This window comes from Salipiger marinus, assembly GCF_900100085.1.
Classification (GTDB): Bacteria; Pseudomonadota; Alphaproteobacteria; order Rhodobacterales; family Rhodobacteraceae; genus Salipiger; species Salipiger marinus.
In genome coordinates, this window is sequence record NZ_FNEJ01000027.1 from 22,285 (window position 1) to 39,814 (window position 17,530).

Annotated in this window: 14 protein-coding genes; 9 read left to right on the plus strand and 5 right to left on the minus strand. The window is 60.4% G+C overall.

Features of this window, described 5'->3' with window-relative positions; translation table 11 throughout:
• Window positions 1-76: 76 nt before the first annotated feature.
• The 7 genes from BLR51_RS22505 to BLR51_RS28045 all read left to right on the plus strand — a co-directional run bounded on the left by BLR51_RS22505 (window position 77) and on the right by BLR51_RS28045 (window position 9,995).
• Window positions 77-670 (plus strand): DUF6088 family protein, encoded by a 594-nt coding sequence (locus BLR51_RS22505; RefSeq protein ID WP_089851218.1) that lies wholly within the window; start codon window positions 77-79, stop codon window positions 668-670.
• Window positions 663-1,706 carry a nucleotidyl transferase AbiEii/AbiGii toxin family protein gene (locus BLR51_RS22510; RefSeq protein WP_089851220.1) on the plus strand — a complete coding sequence of 348 codons (1,044 nt, stop codon included), beginning with the start codon at window positions 663-665 and terminating at the stop codon, window positions 1,704-1,706. Before BLR51_RS22505 ends, BLR51_RS22510 begins: the two co-directional genes overlap by 8 nt.
• 340 nt (window positions 1,707-2,046) lie before the next feature.
• A complete protein-coding gene (locus BLR51_RS22515) occupies window positions 2,047-4,350 on the plus strand; it encodes an AAA family ATPase (protein ID WP_089851222.1) in 2,304 nt (767 codons plus the stop codon).
• Complete coding sequence (locus BLR51_RS22520) at window positions 4,337-6,256, plus strand: UvrD-helicase domain-containing protein (RefSeq protein ID WP_089851224.1); 1,920 nt, start codon at window positions 4,337-4,339, stop codon at window positions 6,254-6,256. Before BLR51_RS22515 ends, BLR51_RS22520 begins: the two co-directional genes overlap by 14 nt.
• Before the next feature lie 301 nt (window positions 6,257-6,557).
• A complete protein-coding gene (locus BLR51_RS22525; protein WP_089851226.1) occupies window positions 6,558-7,718 on the plus strand; it encodes a T6SS phospholipase effector Tle1-like catalytic domain-containing protein in 1,161 nt (386 codons plus the stop codon).
• Window positions 7,719-7,785: 67 nt separating this feature from the next.
• The gene (locus tag BLR51_RS22530) at window positions 7,786-9,654 is read left to right on the plus strand and encodes a hypothetical protein (protein WP_207543677.1); all 1,869 of its coding nucleotides are present in this window, start codon (window positions 7,786-7,788) and stop codon (window positions 9,652-9,654) included.
• 92 nt (window positions 9,655-9,746) lie between these two features.
• Window positions 9,747-9,995 (plus strand): nucleotidyltransferase family protein, encoded by a 249-nt coding sequence (locus BLR51_RS28045; RefSeq protein WP_089851228.1) that lies wholly within the window; start codon window positions 9,747-9,749, stop codon window positions 9,993-9,995.
• Here BLR51_RS28045 and BLR51_RS22540 read toward each other — a convergent pair.
• The 4 genes from BLR51_RS22540 to tnpA all read right to left on the minus strand — a co-directional run bounded on the left by BLR51_RS22540 (window position 9,973) and on the right by tnpA (window position 12,681).
• Window positions 9,973-10,269 carry a hypothetical protein gene (locus BLR51_RS22540; protein ID WP_089851230.1) on the minus strand — a complete coding sequence of 99 codons (297 nt, stop codon included), beginning with the start codon at window positions 10,267-10,269 and terminating at the stop codon, window positions 9,973-9,975. The two genes, BLR51_RS28045 and BLR51_RS22540, sit on opposite strands and share 23 nt — an antisense overlap.
• Window positions 10,269-11,894 (minus strand): IS66 family transposase, encoded by a 1,626-nt coding sequence (tnpC, locus tag BLR51_RS22545; protein WP_089851232.1) that lies wholly within the window; start codon window positions 11,892-11,894, stop codon window positions 10,269-10,271. The genes BLR51_RS22540 and tnpC overlap by 1 nt, the downstream gene beginning before the upstream one ends.
• A gap of 62 nt (window positions 11,895-11,956) precedes the next feature.
• Entirely contained in the window at window positions 11,957-12,304 is a 348-nt protein-coding gene (gene tnpB, locus BLR51_RS22550) for an IS66 family insertion sequence element accessory protein TnpB (protein ID WP_089851233.1), read from the minus strand.
• Window positions 12,301-12,681 carry an IS66-like element accessory protein TnpA gene (gene tnpA / locus BLR51_RS22555; RefSeq protein WP_089851235.1) on the minus strand — a complete coding sequence of 127 codons (381 nt, stop codon included), beginning with the start codon at window positions 12,679-12,681 and terminating at the stop codon, window positions 12,301-12,303. The genes tnpB and tnpA overlap by 4 nt, the downstream gene beginning before the upstream one ends.
• A gap of 92 nt (window positions 12,682-12,773) precedes the next feature.
• Here tnpA and BLR51_RS22560 point away from each other — a divergent pair, with 92 nt between their 5' ends.
• Together BLR51_RS22560 and BLR51_RS22565 are read left to right on the plus strand one after the other, a co-directional pair.
• On the plus strand, window positions 12,774-14,120 hold the full coding sequence (locus BLR51_RS22560; RefSeq protein ID WP_089851237.1) for a nucleotide-binding domain-containing protein: 1,347 nt from the start codon (window positions 12,774-12,776) through the stop codon (window positions 14,118-14,120).
• Between the two features lie 163 nt (window positions 14,121-14,283).
• The gene (locus tag BLR51_RS22565) at window positions 14,284-15,414 is read left to right on the plus strand and encodes an SAVED domain-containing protein (protein WP_089851238.1); all 1,131 of its coding nucleotides are present in this window, start codon (window positions 14,284-14,286) and stop codon (window positions 15,412-15,414) included.
• Between the two features lie 722 nt (window positions 15,415-16,136).
• Here the strand turns inward: BLR51_RS22565 and BLR51_RS22570 are convergent.
• On the minus strand, window positions 16,137-17,234 hold the full coding sequence (locus BLR51_RS22570) for a hypothetical protein (RefSeq protein WP_089851240.1): 1,098 nt from the start codon (window positions 17,232-17,234) through the stop codon (window positions 16,137-16,139).
• Between the last annotated feature and the right edge of the window lie 296 nt (window positions 17,235-17,530).

Genomic DNA, 17,530 nt, shown 5'->3' on the forward strand with positions numbered 1-17,530 from the left:
ACCCTCCTCAGCTCGCTCAATAGCACGGATTGAATTCTGTCAGAAAACTGCGTATATTTCTGACAGGAGAACGATCATGCAGCACCTTGCAGAACAGATATTGACCCATGCAGAGGGACTTCCGGAAGGAGCGCCAATTGCCGCAAAGGGCCTGCTGCACCTCGGCAGCCGTGCCGGTGTGGACCAGGCCTTGTCGCGACTTGCCGAGCGCGGCGAGCTGATCCGTGCCGGGCGCGGAGTTTACCTGCGACCGATCAAAAGCCGGTTTGGAACGCGCGCGCCGTCCGTAGAACAGGCCGTCGAGGCCCTCGCGGCGCAACGTGGCGAAGTCATCGTTCCAACCGGCGCCGCCGAAGCGAATGCACTCGGCCTGACCACGCAAGTGCCTGTTCGATCCGTGTACCTGACCTCGGGTCGCAGCCGCACGCTATCATTGGGCAAACAACTCGTCGAACTGCGCCACGCCCCCCGATGGCAGCTTGCCCTAGGGAAGAGGCCGGCAGGCAGTGCTGTTCGCGCCCTGGCCTGGCTCGGACCGGAACAGGCGGAAGCCGCGCTCAGATCGCTGAAGCAGAAACTGCCCGCAGCGGCCTTTGACGAATTGGTAACCGCTGCACCGCAGTTCCCGACCTGGCTTGCACGCAGTGTCGGAAAGGCGGCGCATGTCTGAGCCCTTCCTGTCTTTGTCGTCTGAAGACCGCAAGGAAGCCCTGGCCGTTTCTGCAGATCGCTCCGGGCGGCCCGCGCACCTGCTCGAAAAGGATGTCTGGGTTGTCTGGGCCCTTCAGACCCTCTTCAGATCCAAGCTCGGTGAGCACCTCGTCTTCAAGGGCGGAACATCCCTTTCCAAAGCCTATGACGTGATCCAGCGCTTCTCCGAAGATGTTGATCTGACCTATGACATTCGAGCAATTGCGCCCGATATGGTGGGCGCACGCGCCGAAGCCCTGCCAACCACACGCAGTGAGGAAAAGCGCTGGTCGAAAGCGGTCCGAAATCGATTGCCGAAATGGGTCGTCGAAACAACACAGCCCTTGATCCAGGACGCCATTGCAGCGCAAGGGCTGTCAGCCTCGACGCGGGCAGATGGCGACAAGCTTTTCATCGATTACGAGGCCGCCTCTTCTGGCTCCGGTTATGTCGCCCCTAGCGTGATGCTGGAATTCGGCGCGAGGTCGACGGGCGAACCGGCGAGCCTGCGTGACGTCGCCTGCGACGCGAACAGGCTGATCGAGGGCGTGACCTTTCCGACCGCGACACCGCGCGTGATGCATGCCGAACGAACCTTTTGGGAGAAGGCCACGGCGATCCATGTCTTCTGCGTACAGGGACGGCTCCGCGGGGAGCGCTTCGCGCGCCATTGGCATGACCTGGTACGCCTCGACGATGCAGGCATCGCGGATGTGGCTATTTTGGACCGCCCCCTCGCCTCTGCAGTGGCGCGGCACAAGCGCATGTTCTTTCCGGAGAAGTCGGCCGACGGAACGCCCGTGGACTATGAAGCCGCGGTTCATGGCAATCTGCAACTGGTCCCAAACGGAGAGGCTCGGACCGCGCTCGCGGCCGACTACGAGCATATGGTCGACGACGGCCTCCTGCTTGAAGACGCTGAGCGCTTTGACGACCTCATCGAACGTTGCGCAACCATTGCCGAGCGCGCAAACCGCACGGAAAGCAATCAACACATCCATACGCCCAATGTATAACCTTACAGGCGCATTTGGCTCCTTCCCAACCGATCACCTTGGAGATCAATGCTACATCTCATTTCGTCGAACCTGACGTTCGATCTTGGCGGCAACATGTCGATCGGGTAATTGGTGACAGCGGACAAAGCTGCCATCTGTCCTGCCTGATGCGATGATGGCTTCAGGGCCGGTGCTGGACTGGCTGGCTCCGACCTGCCGCCGACCAAAACGGACGTTCGTTGGCGTGCGAACAGGCCATGGCTGCTAATCGATCCAAAGCAAAGAAGCGCCCGCTTGGCGCGAAATACCGTCGATAGATCAGCCTCCTGGTGCTACATTGAAATAAGGAGGCAGCATCATGCGGATCAAATTTATTGAGATCTCAAATTTTCGGAAACTGAAATCCACTCATCTAGATTTTGATCAAAAAACAACAATTTTGGTCGGCGCCAACAATAGCGGCAAGACTTCCGCGATGGTCGCTCTACGCATCTTTCTCCTTTCGCCGAACCGCCTTGCACTGCGTGACGTGACGATCGCCAACTGGACTAAGATTGACCTGTTGGGTGAGGACTGGGAGACGGATGCCGAGGCGACAGTCGATTTTGACGCGCTCCTTCCCTCGGTGGACGTCTGGCTAGACGTGCCGCTTAGCGAGATTCAGCACGTCGTTCACATTTTGCCAACGCTGGATTGGTCCGGCGGATTGCTCGGCGTTCGACTAAAATATCATGCCAAAGACTTGGAAAAGCTAAAGGCTGAATATCTCGCGCAGCGAAGTGCTGCTCGGGATGCGTCAACTGCCGGCCCGAATGGAGAAGCGATCAAGATAGCGGTGTGGCCTCGCAACCTAACCGACTTTCTCGAACGGCGGTTGCGAGCGCATATCGAACTTTCGGCTTATCCGCTTGATCCGGCTGAGGTCACGCCACCGGGCAAGAACGGTCTGGCTATACCGCAAACCCTGCCCGCCAGTGCTCTTGCATTCGATCAGCCGCCTTTCAGGAAACTGATAAAGATCGACGAGATCGCGGCACAGCGTGACTTCGCCGATGCGGTCGGCAACGAAGGTGGAGAAGACAAAGGCGAGGCAACCAGCCGTCGTTTTAAGCGCCGTTTGTCCGACCAGTTGCGCTCCTACTACGATCGCCATCTCGACCCATCCAAAACCCCGTCCGACAAGGATTATGAGGCGCTCGGGGCAATACAGGCCGCCGAACGAAGCTTTGACGCGAGACTTGAGGCAGGCTTCGCGACTGCATTTGAAGAGTTAGAAGATCTTGGATATCCGGGGATGAACAACCCCAAGCTTAAACTCTCCACGCTCCTTCGCGCGACGGATGGGCTGAAACATGGCTCCTCCGTACAGTATCAAGTCGCGGATCCTTCCGGTGATGGCACCAAGACCCTCAAACTCCCTGAAGACTATTCGGGTCTCGGTTATCAGAATCTGATCGCAATGGTGTTCATGCTGATGGGTTTTCGCGACGAGTGGATGCGCGTCGAAAAGGCTGGCCTCCTCGAAGGCGTGGATGTGTCACACGAGATTCAACCTCTCCACTTGGTGCTTGTCGAGGAGCCTGAAGCCCATCTCCATGCCCAGGTCCAGCAGGTCTTCATCAACAAAGCCTACAACCTTCTCAGAAAGCATCCCGATCTAGGTGCCGAGGAAAGCTACTGCACCCAGCTCGTCGTCAGCACCCATTCCAGCCATGTTGCGCACGAGGCCGATTTCGCGAGCCTGCGATATTTTCGGCGCCGAGCCGCTGCGAGCAAAGGAGAAACGCCAACCACAACGGTCGCGAACCTCTCTCACATTTTTGGTGACGGCGACGACACAAAGCGCTTCGTAAAACGGTACCTCAAGGCGACGCACTGCGACCTGTTTTTCGCGGACGGGGTCATATTTGTGGAAGGCCAAGCCGAACGCATCCTTGTGCCGCACTTCATTCGCCATCATTTCCCCGAACTATCTCGTCGATATGTCACGCTGCTTGAGCTCGGCGGCAGCCATGTGCACAGTTTTCGGGATCTGATCGATGCTCTTGGAATCGCGACCCTGATCATCGGCGACCTCGACGCTACTGCGGCAGTCAAGATCATAGACAAGAATGGCAAGGAAGCAACGCGCTGGAAGTCGGCGCGCCCCGAACAAGGCAAGGAGCAGCGTACCGCTAACTCTGTCCTCAAGGAATGGCATCCCAAGAAGAAGCTGATCGACGAATTGGTCGCGCTCGCGCCCGAAGGGCATGTATCGGACGAAGGAGAGGACTACGAGCTCTACGTCGCCTATCAGAAGCCGGTGAAAATCAAGTCCCTCGGTCCGGGCGATGACATCATCATTCCACGAACATTCGAGGACGCCCTGATCTTGGAGAACCTCGCCACTATCGGAAATGTCGAGGGCTCTGTGACGTCGGTCAAGGTCAGATCCATCGTTGCGCAAGGCCTTTCGGGCGATGATCTTGAGGATGAACTGTTCGAGTTGTTGAAGACCGCTGAAAAAGCGGCATTCGCACTCGATTGTCTGATGATTGAGAACCCCACGGCCTTGGAACCACCGAGCTATATCGCGGCTGGACTTAAATGGTTCGAGCGGGCCGTCAGCAAAGATATTGCGGAAAGCGAACTCAAGACGGGTAAAGCAGATGGCGGACATTGAGACTGCGCCGGCGGACTTCGATGATGGCGCTGACGCCCAGATACGAGACTGCTTGAACCCCGCCAATCCACAGAGCTTCTTCCTGTACGCGGGAGCGGGCTCAGGGAAGACGCGCTCGCTTAAGAACGCACTGGATGCTTTCCGCGAAGATCACGGCACAGCTTTCAGGCGTAGCGGTAAGAAGATCGCGGTGATCACCTATACGAATGCAGCAGCCAATGAAATCGCTGAACGCGTAGGTGAGGATCCCGTGTTTCCGATTTCGACAATCCACAGTTTCTGCTGGAAGCATATTGGAACCTACCATAGCGACATCCAGGCGTGGCTGCTCGCGACGCTCCCTGTCGATCTGGCCGAACTGCACGAGAAGCAAGCAAGGGGGCGCGCCGGCACCAAGGCGGCGCTGGATCGCGAACGCGCAATTGCCTCTATTACGCGGCGTCTCGAATGGCTTAGAACTCCCCGGCGGTTCACTTACAATCCGAACGGAGACAATTTCGGCCAAGACTCGCTGTCCCATTCCGAGGTCCTGAAGATCACGGCGGCGTTCATTGAAAACAAACCATCGATGCAGGCGGTCCTCGTCAACAAGTATCCCTTCCTGCTCATCGATGAGAGTCAGGACACAAACAAGGGCCTACTCGAGGCCTTTTTCGCACTCGCAGCTTCGAACAAGGGCATGTTTGCTGTGGGCCTGTTCGGGGATATGATGCAAAGGATTTTTCTCGACGGTCATCCGGAACTGGAACGCCTGGTTCCGGAAGATTGGGCCCGTCCCGTAAAGCGACTGAACCACAGATCACCTCAGCGCGTGATCGCGCTTGGCAATGTGCTTCGCGCTCCGATTGATCATCAAAGCCAGGTGGCCCGCGAAGATAGCGATGTCGGGCTTGTTCGCTTGTTTGTCGCCTCCAGCAGCACGCCCGACAAGCCGGCGTTCGAGCGGCAGGTTCAGGAGCGAATGGCTGAATTTTGCGGCGATCCTGATTGGCGGGACCAAGCAGGAGTGAAGGCGCTCACGCTCGAACACCATATGGCGGCGTCAAGGTACGGGTTCCTTGAAATGTTCCAGGCGCTTGACCGGGACTCGCGCCTATCGACCGGGCTTCGGACAGGAGAGATGGCGGGCCTAAGGCTTTTTACCGAACGCGTCGCTCCGCTAGTCGCGGCTGCACAGGCGAACAATGCCTTCGCGGTCATGGCTCACCTCCGCGCAACTTCTCCCCTTCTGAAGCGATCAGCGATTGCTGAGAGGTCGATAGCCGACGATCCGTTGCAGCCAATTCGTGCAGGTGTAGACGCGCTGCTGGGCCTCGACACCGAAAGCCCAGATGCAACCTTTCTCACCGTTCTCCAATGCGTGGCGGAACATGGACTGTTCGAAATTCCTGCTGCCCTGCAGCCGTTTGTCGCTGATGAACCGAAGGCCGATGCGGCCGCGCCTGAGCCAACTAGTGAAGATGCAGAGTCGAACGAGGAGGAGGCAGTCGCGGAGGCATCTCCCGAGAGCCTGGAGGCTTGGCGGGCATTTCTTGAGACACCGTACCACCAAACGGTCCCTTTCGCAGAATATGTCAGCGATCGTGGTCCCTTCGGAACCCATCAGGGCGTAAAGGGCCTTGAATTCGACCGCGTATTGGTAATTCTTGACGATAGCGACGCGCGTGGTTTTCTGTTTTCTTACGATAAGCTGTTCGAAGCCAAACCGCTGTCGGGCACTGACCGCAAGCATCTTGCCGATGGCACCGAAGGCGGCATCACGCGCACGCGGCGCCTCCTCTACGTCACCTGTACACGAGCGCAGAAAAGCTTGGCGCTAGTCGCCTATTCCGAAGATCCCGATACTCTCGTCGCCTCCGCACTTCGTAACGGTTGGTTCGAAGTTCATGAGATCGAACGATTTTGAGCACGGACCACGGAGAATATGATCGATTGTCTGACAATTCGTCCAGCACCCAGCGACAGTACAGTGGGTCAGAAAACCTCCGCTGCCCTTGTGTTGTGAAGACCTGCTTCAGTCATCCGGATCACTTCATGACAGGCGCCGCCGAACCTCTCACCAACCCTTAATCTTTCACCGCCAGCCGGCCCGGTCTGCTCCTCTTTGGTCTGACGGAGCTCCGCGATCGCGGCTGGTCATGCGCGATTGAGTTGGAGCCTTCCCATTCGTTGGTAGGTTCTCTATCCATAGCTAGAGGAGATATTTGATGCCGAAGAACATTGTCATTTGCTGTGACGGGACGGGTAATGAAATTGGCGTCAAGATGTCAAATGTCCTCAAGCTGTATCGAACCCTTGAGAAGGACGACGACCAAGTTGTGTACTACGACCCCGGCGTCGGGACGCTAGGACAACGAAAGACGTGGGGACGACTTACCCAAAACGCAAGAGGCATATTGGGCCTCGCCACTGGCTATGGATTGGACGACGATGTCCTAGGCGCGTATCGCTTTTTGGCCCAGAACTACAGTGAAGGTGACCAGGTGTTTCTTTTCGGCTTTAGCCGCGGCGCCTACAGCGTTCGCATCTTAGCCGGCTTCATTCATCTCCTTGGGTTGCTGCGCCCGGATCAGCTGAATTACGTCGGCTACGCATTTGCCGCCTACAAGCGCGCCGCTATGGATGGGGAGGATCTTTCTGTCGCTTGGCATTTCCGAAGAATCGTAGGGGGGCGGACGATGCCGATCAAATTTCTTGGCGTATGGGATACCGTTGCATCGGTCATCGTGCCACGTCCAGACCGCTTCTATATCCCTAGCCTGGAGACGTTGCCCTACACACTGCAGAACCCCAGTGTTGAAGTCTTTCGTCAAGCGATCGCTATCGATGAATCCCGCCGGATGTTCCGTTTGCGGCCCTGGAAAGATGACCAAGATTTTAGGCCGAACCGCTTTTCGACGTCGGAGCCTCAAAAGCAGGACAGTCGACAGGTTTGGTTCGCGGGCTGCCATTCCGACATCGGTGGGGGGTATCCCGAATCTCAAAGCGGGCTGTCAAAGTTTCCGCTCCGTTGGATGACCCAACACGCCAAGGCATATGGGTTGAACATAAATACGTCGATGTTCAATCATCTTGTAGAAGGGCGGGCGAGACGTGGGAGCGAGCATGAATACGTGGAACCTTACGCGGGTGCAGAGCTGCATAAATCAGCAACCGGTGCCTGGCGCATCCTCGAGTGGCTGCCCAAGGAGGTGAAATTGCGAGAGTGGCCGGCGCGCAAGGCCATGTTCGGATTGTATCTGCCGCACTGCGAACCGCGCTTGATTCCGGAAAATGCTCTTATCCACGAGTCGGTATTCCAGCGGAAAAATACCCTTCCAGCCTACCAGCCGCAGAATTTACCAAAATCATTTGAGATCGAGGCATGAGCGCGCGGAGAAACTGATTAGACCCCTACTGGTCATCCACCCAAGACCGGCAAGCTGAGAGATCCCAATGGCAATATCCAGCGATCAATGCACACCGTACCTGTCTGTTGCGCTTTACCGTGCAAAAAATGAACAGGCGATTGGACCGAGCGATTTGCTCACTGCGATCCGCGATTTTGCCAAGGAAAATGCTGAGAAGAAAGGCAAGGAAAAGCCTAGATTTCCGACTGTTCTGGACCCCTGGATCGAAGTTGAGGGAACGACGATCGCCCTGGCGCACTATGTCGAAAAGAGAGTTCCGAGTTGGTTCGTTGGTGAAGGTATTACAGACACACTAAATCAGCTGATCATCGTCGCCAGACGCGGAAGTCTGTACGCCTTACTGTTCTCCGACAATGGCCTTCGAAGCTCGGTTTCAAAGAAGGTCTTACGAGCCGCCGACGGACCCTTTGCGAGCATCACGCGGCTCAGCTCGAGCCAGATCAACAAGGCATTTGTCGAGAGCGAGGTTCGGACGCTTTGGCTCAGCGGGACACACCGTCGAACCGCAATCAAGCCTGACTCTAAGATTCTCTCGGGACTCGAATTGGAGACCTCCCTCGATCCGCTTGGGGACCAGACCTATTACTTCAGCTCGGTCCGCAGTACGATGTCGCTATCAGACGACTTGACGGGTGCGGTCGTCGGTGCAAGCCCGTCGGGAGGCCGTATCTGGATTGGCCCCACCCGGTCCTGGAACGAATTCACCAGATCCATCGGCATCATTCTCGACCGAGCGGCCACCTGCATGAACGATGCTGCGCGGCCGGACAAACCTCTCCCAATTCTCGCCTCGACGATCTCTACTCTAGATGGAATTGAGCAGCCCTACGACCTCGCGTTCATTGTACCCGAACAGGTGCACGATGGCGACGGCGAGGCAGATGAGGGCGAACTTCGATGGCTCCAGCAGTTTGGCGATGCAGCTCGGTTTGAGGTCACAGCCGTCGCCGGAAGCGCAAACTTTGAGGCTGACGTATACTGGGCAACAGACAGGCTTGGGCGACTGGCCTACGACTTCGAGCAATCCACAGGCGCAGATATCCGACTCAAAATTCGGCAGGTGGACGGTTTCAACAACAATGACCGGGATCCTGAAATTCTTACGATCTGCCGGGACCCAGGAAACCTCACGGTCTATTTCGACACGGGCCATACGTACTCGCGCGGTCATTTCTACGAAGCCCGCTTCAGAGACGCCAGGTTCTCCGACTGGCAGTGGGTTTCGATGGCACACGATGAAACTGACTTTTGGCAAGAGAAGCCATTGGACGGCAAACGGTTTGCGGTTGAGAACACCGGCAATGCCGAAGACAAATCCCTTTTTGGCATGGTTGCAAGGCACTGGCCAAATCTGGCGGAACGAGGTCCGCAGACCGGCTGGCTCGTGTGCGACGACGGAGCCATGGAGTCGGCCGATTTCATCCATATCGACGACGCGAGTAACCCGCCTGAACTGACATTGATCCACGTGAAAGGAAGCGGGTCTGACAAAAACAACCGCGGGCTGTCCGTGTCCGACTATGAGGTTGTCGTCGGTCAGGCGATCAAGAATCTCCGCCACATCGACCGCGGGTTGCTGCGAGAGAAGTTGGGGGCAAACGCCGACGGCGTACTTGAGAACGCAGTCTGGCATAATGGTCAAAGGCAGGAAAACCGAGGCGCGTTACTCGCCATGCTCGATGGGTTGGGCTCAAACATGAAAACGACTGTGGTTGTGTTCCAGCCGCGGGCGCGCCGTTCCGTTTTCAACAGCATTCGAGGAAGGATGGATGATGGTGACATGAACCGATCAGATGTCCGTCGCATGCAGCAACTGGATGCTCTTCTTCTCGGAGCGCGGGCTGATTGTTTTTCGCTGGGAGCGGAGTTCCGCGTGATTGCGGATGATAGCTAGCCAGGATTGTCGGCCATCCACAAAAACACCCCCGCAGGACCCTCGGGATCTCGTGTACCATTTGTCGCTTTGATTAAAAGGAGGCCATTTGCATGGCGTTCACGCTGCCGAATACCCGACCCCTCGACGATCTGCTCGAAGACCTTGTCGAGGAACTGCAGGTGCCGCCAGGCCGCTACGAGCAGGCCGAGAGAAGCTACAAGTCGCTTGGTGAGTGGTTGCACAGGCCGGAGTCAACCGTGCGGGAGAGCGATCCTGACGTTTATGTGCAGGGCTCATTCCGCTTGGGGACGGCGATCAAGCGTAACCGGCCGGTTGCTACCGCGGTGATTTTGCCTTGATGCGGGCGACGAGTTCTGCGTCGTGGACGAAGTCGTCGAGGAACTCATGCCAAGTTTCGGGGGTCATGCGCGCGGCCCTGAGCATGTCTCGGAGTTCTTCGATGCCGCGGTCTGTGAGAGCCGTAATGGCTTCCTCCGAACTGGTGTAGACGCTGATGATGTCACCGTAGGTCAGATTGTCGTCGTTGGAGACGATGGCTTCTAGCAACTCGGGGTCTTCGCCGAGCATCTTCGCGACATAGTCAATGGTGAAGACATGAGTGACAGTCGCCATCAGGCGACCTCGGCCTGAGCAGTGCCCATCGGCGCCCAGTTCCACGGGAGGAGCTCGTCGAGCCGGTTGATCTTGTGATCGTGGATGCGGTCGAGCACGTCCGCGAGATAGGCCTGCGGATCGAGGCCGTTCAGCTTGGCCGTCTCGATGATCGTCATGGCGCGGGCCAGCGTTTCGCCGCCGGTGTCGGCACCCGCGAAGAGCCAGTTCTTCCGGCCGATGCCGATCGGGCGCAGGGCACGCTCGGCCGGATTGTTGTCGATCGCCACGCGGCCATCGGTGAGGAAGAGGCTGAACGAAGCCCGGCGTGCCAGCCCATAGCGGAACGCGCGGGCGAGGTCGCCCTTGCCGGGGATCCGCGTGAGCTGGCTTTCGGACCAGGCGAAGAAGGCCTCGACCCTCGGCGCGCTGTGCTTCTGGCGCGCGGTGAGACGGATCTCGGCGGGCTGCCCGTTGATCTCGCGCTCGATGTCGTAGAGCGCGCCGATGCGGTCGAGCGCCTCGCGCGCGATGGCGGATTTCGTCTTGTCCCATTCGTCATGGAAGTCGCGCCGCAGATGCGCCCAGCATGACGCCTCTTGCAGGCGGGGCGTACCGTCGGGATCGGGTTCGTAAAGTTTGGCGTAGCCCTTGTATCCATCGGCCTGCAGGATACCGCGGGTCTGGGCGAGATGCCCATGGACATGCTCTTGCTTCCAATCCGGGGCGAAGCGGTAGACCGCCCCGGGTGGCGCTGTGCCTGCCCAAGGTCGTGGATCACGGACATAGGCCCAGATCCGTCCCTGCTTCACCCCTTTGCCGAGGCCACGGTCCTTGAGGGACCTGTCCAGCACCCGGATCGGGGTATCATCGGCGTGGAGGAGGTCACTGGCCATCACATCGGCCTCGATCCGCTCGATCAGCGGGGCCAGCACCTTCATCGCGCGCCCGCACCAGTCGACCAGCGTGCTGTCCGGGATGTCGGCGCCCATGCGGGCGAAGATCTCGTTCAGGCGATACAAGGGAAGATGGTCGTCGAACTTGGACACGAGGATCCAGGCCAGCAGGGCCGCACTCGCCATGCTGCCGGGGATCGGACGGCTGGGCGCGGGCGCCTGCACCATCTTTTCGCAACGGCGGCAGGACTTCTTCAGACGTGCGATCTGCAGGACCTTCAGCTGTGCCGCCACCAGGTCGAGCATCTCGCTCATGTCCTCGCCCACGAGGCGCAGGTCACCGCCACAATCCGGGCAGCAGCTGCCCGGGTCGAGCTCGCGCCGCTCGCGCGGGGTGGTTGCTGACACGCGGGGGCGACGGCGCGGCCTGCCCTCGTCGATGTCACCGGTCGTGACCTCAAGGACGGTATCCGCCGCGTCTTCGTCCGCCGGGGTGGTGACGCTCTCGGCGCTGGCGATGAGCAGATCCTCGAGGGCCAGTTCGAGCTGTTCGATTTCGCGCTCGATCTTTTCCGAAGACTTGCCGAAGGCCTGCTTCTTGAGCTTCGCGATCCGCATACGCAGCGTCTGGATCAGCTGGTCATGCGCCCGGATCGTCGCCGACATCTTCGCGTTTTCCGCCTGCAAGGCGGCAATCATCGTCTTCAGAACAGCAGGATCTTCGGGAAGGATGGGTGTGTCGCTCGACATGCCATCACCTACCACACCCGGTCAGATATCGCCATAAAAACAAAGCGTTTCAGGCGGATAAATCATCCAACCCGGGCCGGTGGCGCACCCCAGTCAGGCCGCCGCCAGTCGATGCCTTCCCACAACATCGCCAGTTGCGCCGAGGTTAGTCGCACTGCCCCCGAGCCGGTGTTCGGCCAGGGAAAGCGCCCGCGCTCAAGGATCTTGTAGTAAAGGCAGAACCCCTGACCGTCCCAGTAAAGCAGCTTCAGCCGGTCACCCTTGCGCCCCCGGAAGGCGAAGACCGCACCACCCGTCGGCTTCTGTCGCAGCACGTCCTGCGCCAGCGCCGCCAGCCCGCCGATCCCCTTGCGCATGTCCGTCGGCCCGCAGGCAAGATACACCCGCACCCCGGTCCCAGGCCCGATCATGCCGCTTCCACCGCCCGGATCAGACCCGACAGCACCGCCTCATCGATCCTGCTCTCGAACCGCAGCATACGGCCCTTCGCAAGACGCAGTTCAACCCAGGCGACAGGCGCAGCGGCTGGGGCCGGAGCTTCCATCATCGACAGCTCCATCGCGGGCACCATGCCGGCGGGCAGGAACAGTGCCCCAGCATCAGGCGACCATAAACCCTTGCGCTTCAGTTCGTGACGCCAGGCGTAGATCTGTTGGCGCGTCACCTCGTGGCGCTGCGCAACTTGGGTGACCGTCGCGCCGTCTACTCCCACGGCACTCACAACCGCCAGCTTCACCTCGTCGTCCCAACGCCGGCGGCGCTCAACGCCCAGAACCTCGCCCCGCATCGCCCCTCCGCGCATAAGACACGTCGTTTGCGACGTCGCTATGCACGTATCTTAGAACCACACGCAGAAATCCGGCAGGCGGTGCCAACCGGGTGGTTACGATCAAGCCCGCGTCGGACGAGGAAGACTACGACATCGATATGGTCTGCCGTCTCGGCTACGAGAAGTCCTCCCTGAGCCAGGCGGAGCTCAAGCGGCGGGTCGGCGTCGAAATCAGGGCCTATGCAAAGCGCCACGGCATGAGCAAGCCGGATGACGGTCGGCGGTGCTGGACGCTGGTCTACGCCGACGGTGCTCAGTTTCACATGGACGTTCTGCCGGCCGTGCCGGATTCCGAGAAGAGGCGATACCTCAGGGAAGCAGGTCCGGTCCTTGCCCGTCTCGGGGCCACCGCCCTCGCCATCACGGATAATGAACACCCTGATTTCCAGCGGATTGCGGGAGACTGGCCGCGCAGCAATCCGAAAGGCTACGCTCTGTGGTTCAGGGATCGCATGGGCCAAGCCTTCCGAACCCGTGCCCTGAACGAGGCCCACAAGATGCGGGCCAGCGTCGAGGAAGTGCCAACCTACCGCGTGCGCACGCCTCTGCAAGGGACCATCCAGATCCTCAAGCGTCATCGTGATATGATGTTCAGCGACCGAACTGACGAGAAACCGATCTCGATCCTGATTACGACGCTTTCCGCCCACGCTTACAATCAAGAAGATGATCTCTCTGGTGCACTCTTTTCCATCCTCCGCAACATGGACAGGTACATCATGCAGCGCGAAGGTGTTGACTGGGTCGAGAACCCGGCCGACCCTGCGGAGAACTTCGCGGACAAATGGGAAAAAAATCCGGAGCGGCGGGACGCATTTCACGAATGGCTCGCGCAGGCCCGCGCCGATTTCGCGTCCGCTCACCGGGCCGCCACCGCCGATGTCGCGGGAACCATCCTGAGCGAGCACATGGGCACGGCACTGGTCAATCGGGCCCTCGGGCGGCGCAATCCGGTCCAGAAATCGGGATACGTAGCGCCGCTTGTGCGCGCCGCCAACCTTATCCTAGCGCCGGCCTATATGCGCAAACCGCGCTGGCCCCATAAGCCGGAAGGCAGAGTCTCCATCGACACCGCGACATTCACGCAGAAGGGGTTTCGTCCCCAGCCTTTCATCAGTGGCGGCGCTGCATTGCCGAAGCACAGCTCACTGAACTTCAAGGCCGAAACGACCCTGACGGGCCGGTTCAAGGTTTATTGGCAGGTAGTGAACACCGGGCGTGAAGCAGAGGTGGCAGATTGTCTACGCGGCGGATTCAACCTGGATTCAGCGGTGCGGGGCGGGCTGACCCATACCGAGAGCACACTCTATCGCGGTCAGCACAGTATTGAATGTTTCATCGTCAAGAACGGTAAGCTGGCGGCGCGCAGCGGCCAGTTCATCGTCAACATCGCCTGATGCGGAATGCTGGCAAGATGAAGCGACGGAGGCCTTGTCATTGGTAAGACCCTCCCGGGTGAATTCGACTGTCCGCCAAGTATGAAGATGGTAACCACCCCGACCCGTTCTAATATGAGATCGTTCGCCATTCCAAGGGCGGCCTGAATTTGGAGGATGACCCTTGTCCAGTTCCTATATCCCGAAGGCGACGCAGATTTCCCTTTGGACACTCGCGGCCGGACGGTGTGAATTCGCCGGTTGCAACCGCTTGCTGATCGGCGACCTTATCGCCGGAAAGGAAGACGGCAAGTTCGGCTTCATCGCCCATATCGTGGCCGACAGCGAAAACGGCCCGCGTGGCGACAAGGTCAGGTCCCCTTTGCTGAAACAGGACATCAGCAACCTGATGTTGATGTGCCCGATCCATCACAAGCTCATCGATGTAGATCATGTGGACGACTACCCGGAGGCCACGCTCATCGCGATGAAGCAGGAACATGAGAGCCGGATCGAGATCGTGACGGACATGGATGCCGACCGCGCGGCACACGTTCTGCGGTTCGCCGCCAATATCGGACAGCTCGAATCGCTTGTCTCCACCAAGGCGATATTCGCAGCCATGCCGCCTGACCGGCATCCGGCGGAGAGACGCACGATCGACATCGAGCTCAACGCCGAGGTGCGTGACGGGGAGCCGGCCTTTTGGGCCATGCAAAGCGAGCACCTACGCAGGCAGTTCGCGCGCAAGGTCAAGGAACGGGTCGAACAGAGGGAAATCCAGCAGCTGAGCGTCTTCGCGCTTGCACCGCAGCCGCTTCTGATTGAACTCGGTACCCTGCTCGGAGACATCATGCCGGTGTCGGTTCATCAAAAATATCGGGAACCGGCGACCTGGAAATGGCAGTCACAGCAACCTGCTATCACATTCCGAACCCAAGACCATTTCGGTGCGAAGGAGTTGCCCGTCGCCCTGAAACTGGGTGTGAGCGCCACGATTGATGACGGCAGGATCTTTTCTGTCCTAGGAGAGCATGCCGCCATCTGGTCGATTACCGCGGAGACCCCTCATAACGACATCATGAGGCGGCAAGACGATCTATCGGTCTACAAACGACATCTTCGCGGCATGTTTGATCGGATCAAGGCGCACCATGGCGAAAACGCTCTCATCAACGTCTTCCCCGCCGTTCCGGTGTCCCTGGCCGTGGAAACCGGTCGCGCCTGGATGCCCAAGGCCGATCTGCCCATGCGCATCTTCGACCAGAGCCGAGAGGCCAAGGCGTTCGTTGCGGCAATCACTATCGGTGGGTAGCCGCAGACCAAATCTAAAGAGGATTTGGTACTTGGTACAGACAAGTCACGGCTTACAAATTGCTTTCAAAGCATTATTTACGATCAACCCGTCCAATCCATCATCGGGGCCACGGACAGTCTGTAGGGCTTATGGTCTTTCATGGTTCCAGCAATTCCATCCGTTGACCGGCCCTGCCCCTGCTCCGGACAGCGCCAAGACATCTTGGGATGTCTCCTTATACGACGATTTCCTGCACGCGGGGCGCAGACAGAACGGCCTCGGCCTGCCTGCGGGCAGAGGCAGGACCGGGGCGGGCCACGGCCCCCGCCTGCCTGAGCCCGGTGACCTGATCGGCCGTCCTATAGCCGATCCGCGCGCCAGAGGGAAACCACCCCGTCACGGCAAGGCGGCCCCTGCCCCGGATCAGGGCGCGGCCAGCGTCGCGTTATTGGCGGGCACGCCGCCTGCCGTTGTGGTATCGCGCAGCCCACGCCGCCAAAGTCAGGATCAGGGCCGCGCTGTTCCAGACCGCTCCCCGTCAGCGTGGCCCGCACCGGATCACTGGTGCCGTGGCGAAACGCTTACCTCCCGCGCCACCTCGATCCGGCTCAGATCGCCCTGCACCCGGGATCACATGGAGCCCGAGGCGTCAAAGACGAGCACCTTGGCCCGGTCCGCCAGAACCGGGCTGGCGCGGGTGGCCAGCAGGAGCGCCGCCGCCACGGGGGAAAAGGGTCTGGTCATCGGGAAAGGCCCTTCATCAGCGTCAGGGCGACGGTCAGATGGTCGTTCAGACTGGCAAGGTCAGAGGCAAAGGCGGGGATCAGCGCCTCTGCCAGCAGCGGCTGCGGCAGCAGCGGCGGCTCCAGCGCGCCGTCAAAAAGCGCAAGCGGGGTCAGCACCACCAGCCGCCCGGGACGGATCACCACCCAAGGCCGCAGGCCGCTGCCCGGCGCCACCTCCCGCGTGGCGGTGCGGTCGGCACGGGCCAGCGCCTCGATCCCGGCAAAGGCGGCGCGCGCGGCAGGGCCCAGCACCTCCGCATCACCATAGACCCGGTAGCGCGCATCAAACCCGGCATCTCCGGTCGGGCTTACGGACAGGCCATGCGTCAGGCCCGGCGCGGCGCGCGCCTGCGCGGGGGCATCCTCGGCCACGACAACGGTGAGGGCGCCGGACAGATCGTCGGGTGCCTCGGGGGCGGTGATCTCGGTGAGGACGAAACACAGGCCAGCGCCGTTTTCGGTGCTGCGGTTGCCTGCGGTGCCGAACTGCAGCCCCACGCGGGACACGGCGACGCGCTGCCCGTCGCGCAGACCCTCGAGCCGGTCGTCGATGGTGACGGTATGGACGGGGCCAAAAAGCCGCCAGCCGTCGATCCGCCCCAGCGGCAGGGCCTGCGCCCGTGCTCCCGGCGCGACCGAGGACAGACCGTACAGCATCTGCCCCATCTTGTTCAGGATCACATGTTTGGCGATGCTGCGCGGCGCCTCCTGCACCCGGCCCGCCAGCAGCAGCACGGCAAAGACGGCGGCCAGCGCCGCCAGCCCCAGCGCGCCCGAAAGGCCGCCCATGGTCCAGCCCAGCCCCAGCCCCGCCAGCGCCGCCACCCCGGTTTTCAGCCGCAGCTCGGTCTCGGCCCGGCGGAAGATGGCGGCGCGTTCGGCCGTCAGCCGCGCCAGCACCGGGGTCAGCCGCACGCGCAGCGCCTCCGCCTCCGCCGCCGTCAGGCGCGGCGAGATCGCGCGCGGACGGCCCGGATCGCCGAACTGCCGCCCCCGCCACGGCCCGCGCAGGCGCGACAGCGTGCCAAGGATCGACCAGCCCGCCCCCGTCATGCCGTGGCCCCGCCCAGACAGACGGTGCCCCATGACAGAGGCCGGGGCGCGCCGCGCCGCAGGACGTCCATCGCCTGACCGATCCGGAATTGCCTCATCTCAAGATCCTGTTTGGTAAGGGAAAGACTGGGGGAAGGTCACAGCCCCTGCGAGCGCGCGGCAGGCGCCGTCGGAGGGTGGACGGGTCAGGAGCGGGCCGCGCGGGGGACTGACCCTGCGCCGCCCGCTGCGGGTGCCCCACCGGCCCGCCCGACGCCCGCCGAGCGTGGCGGGGGGACAGACGTCCACAGGCCAGA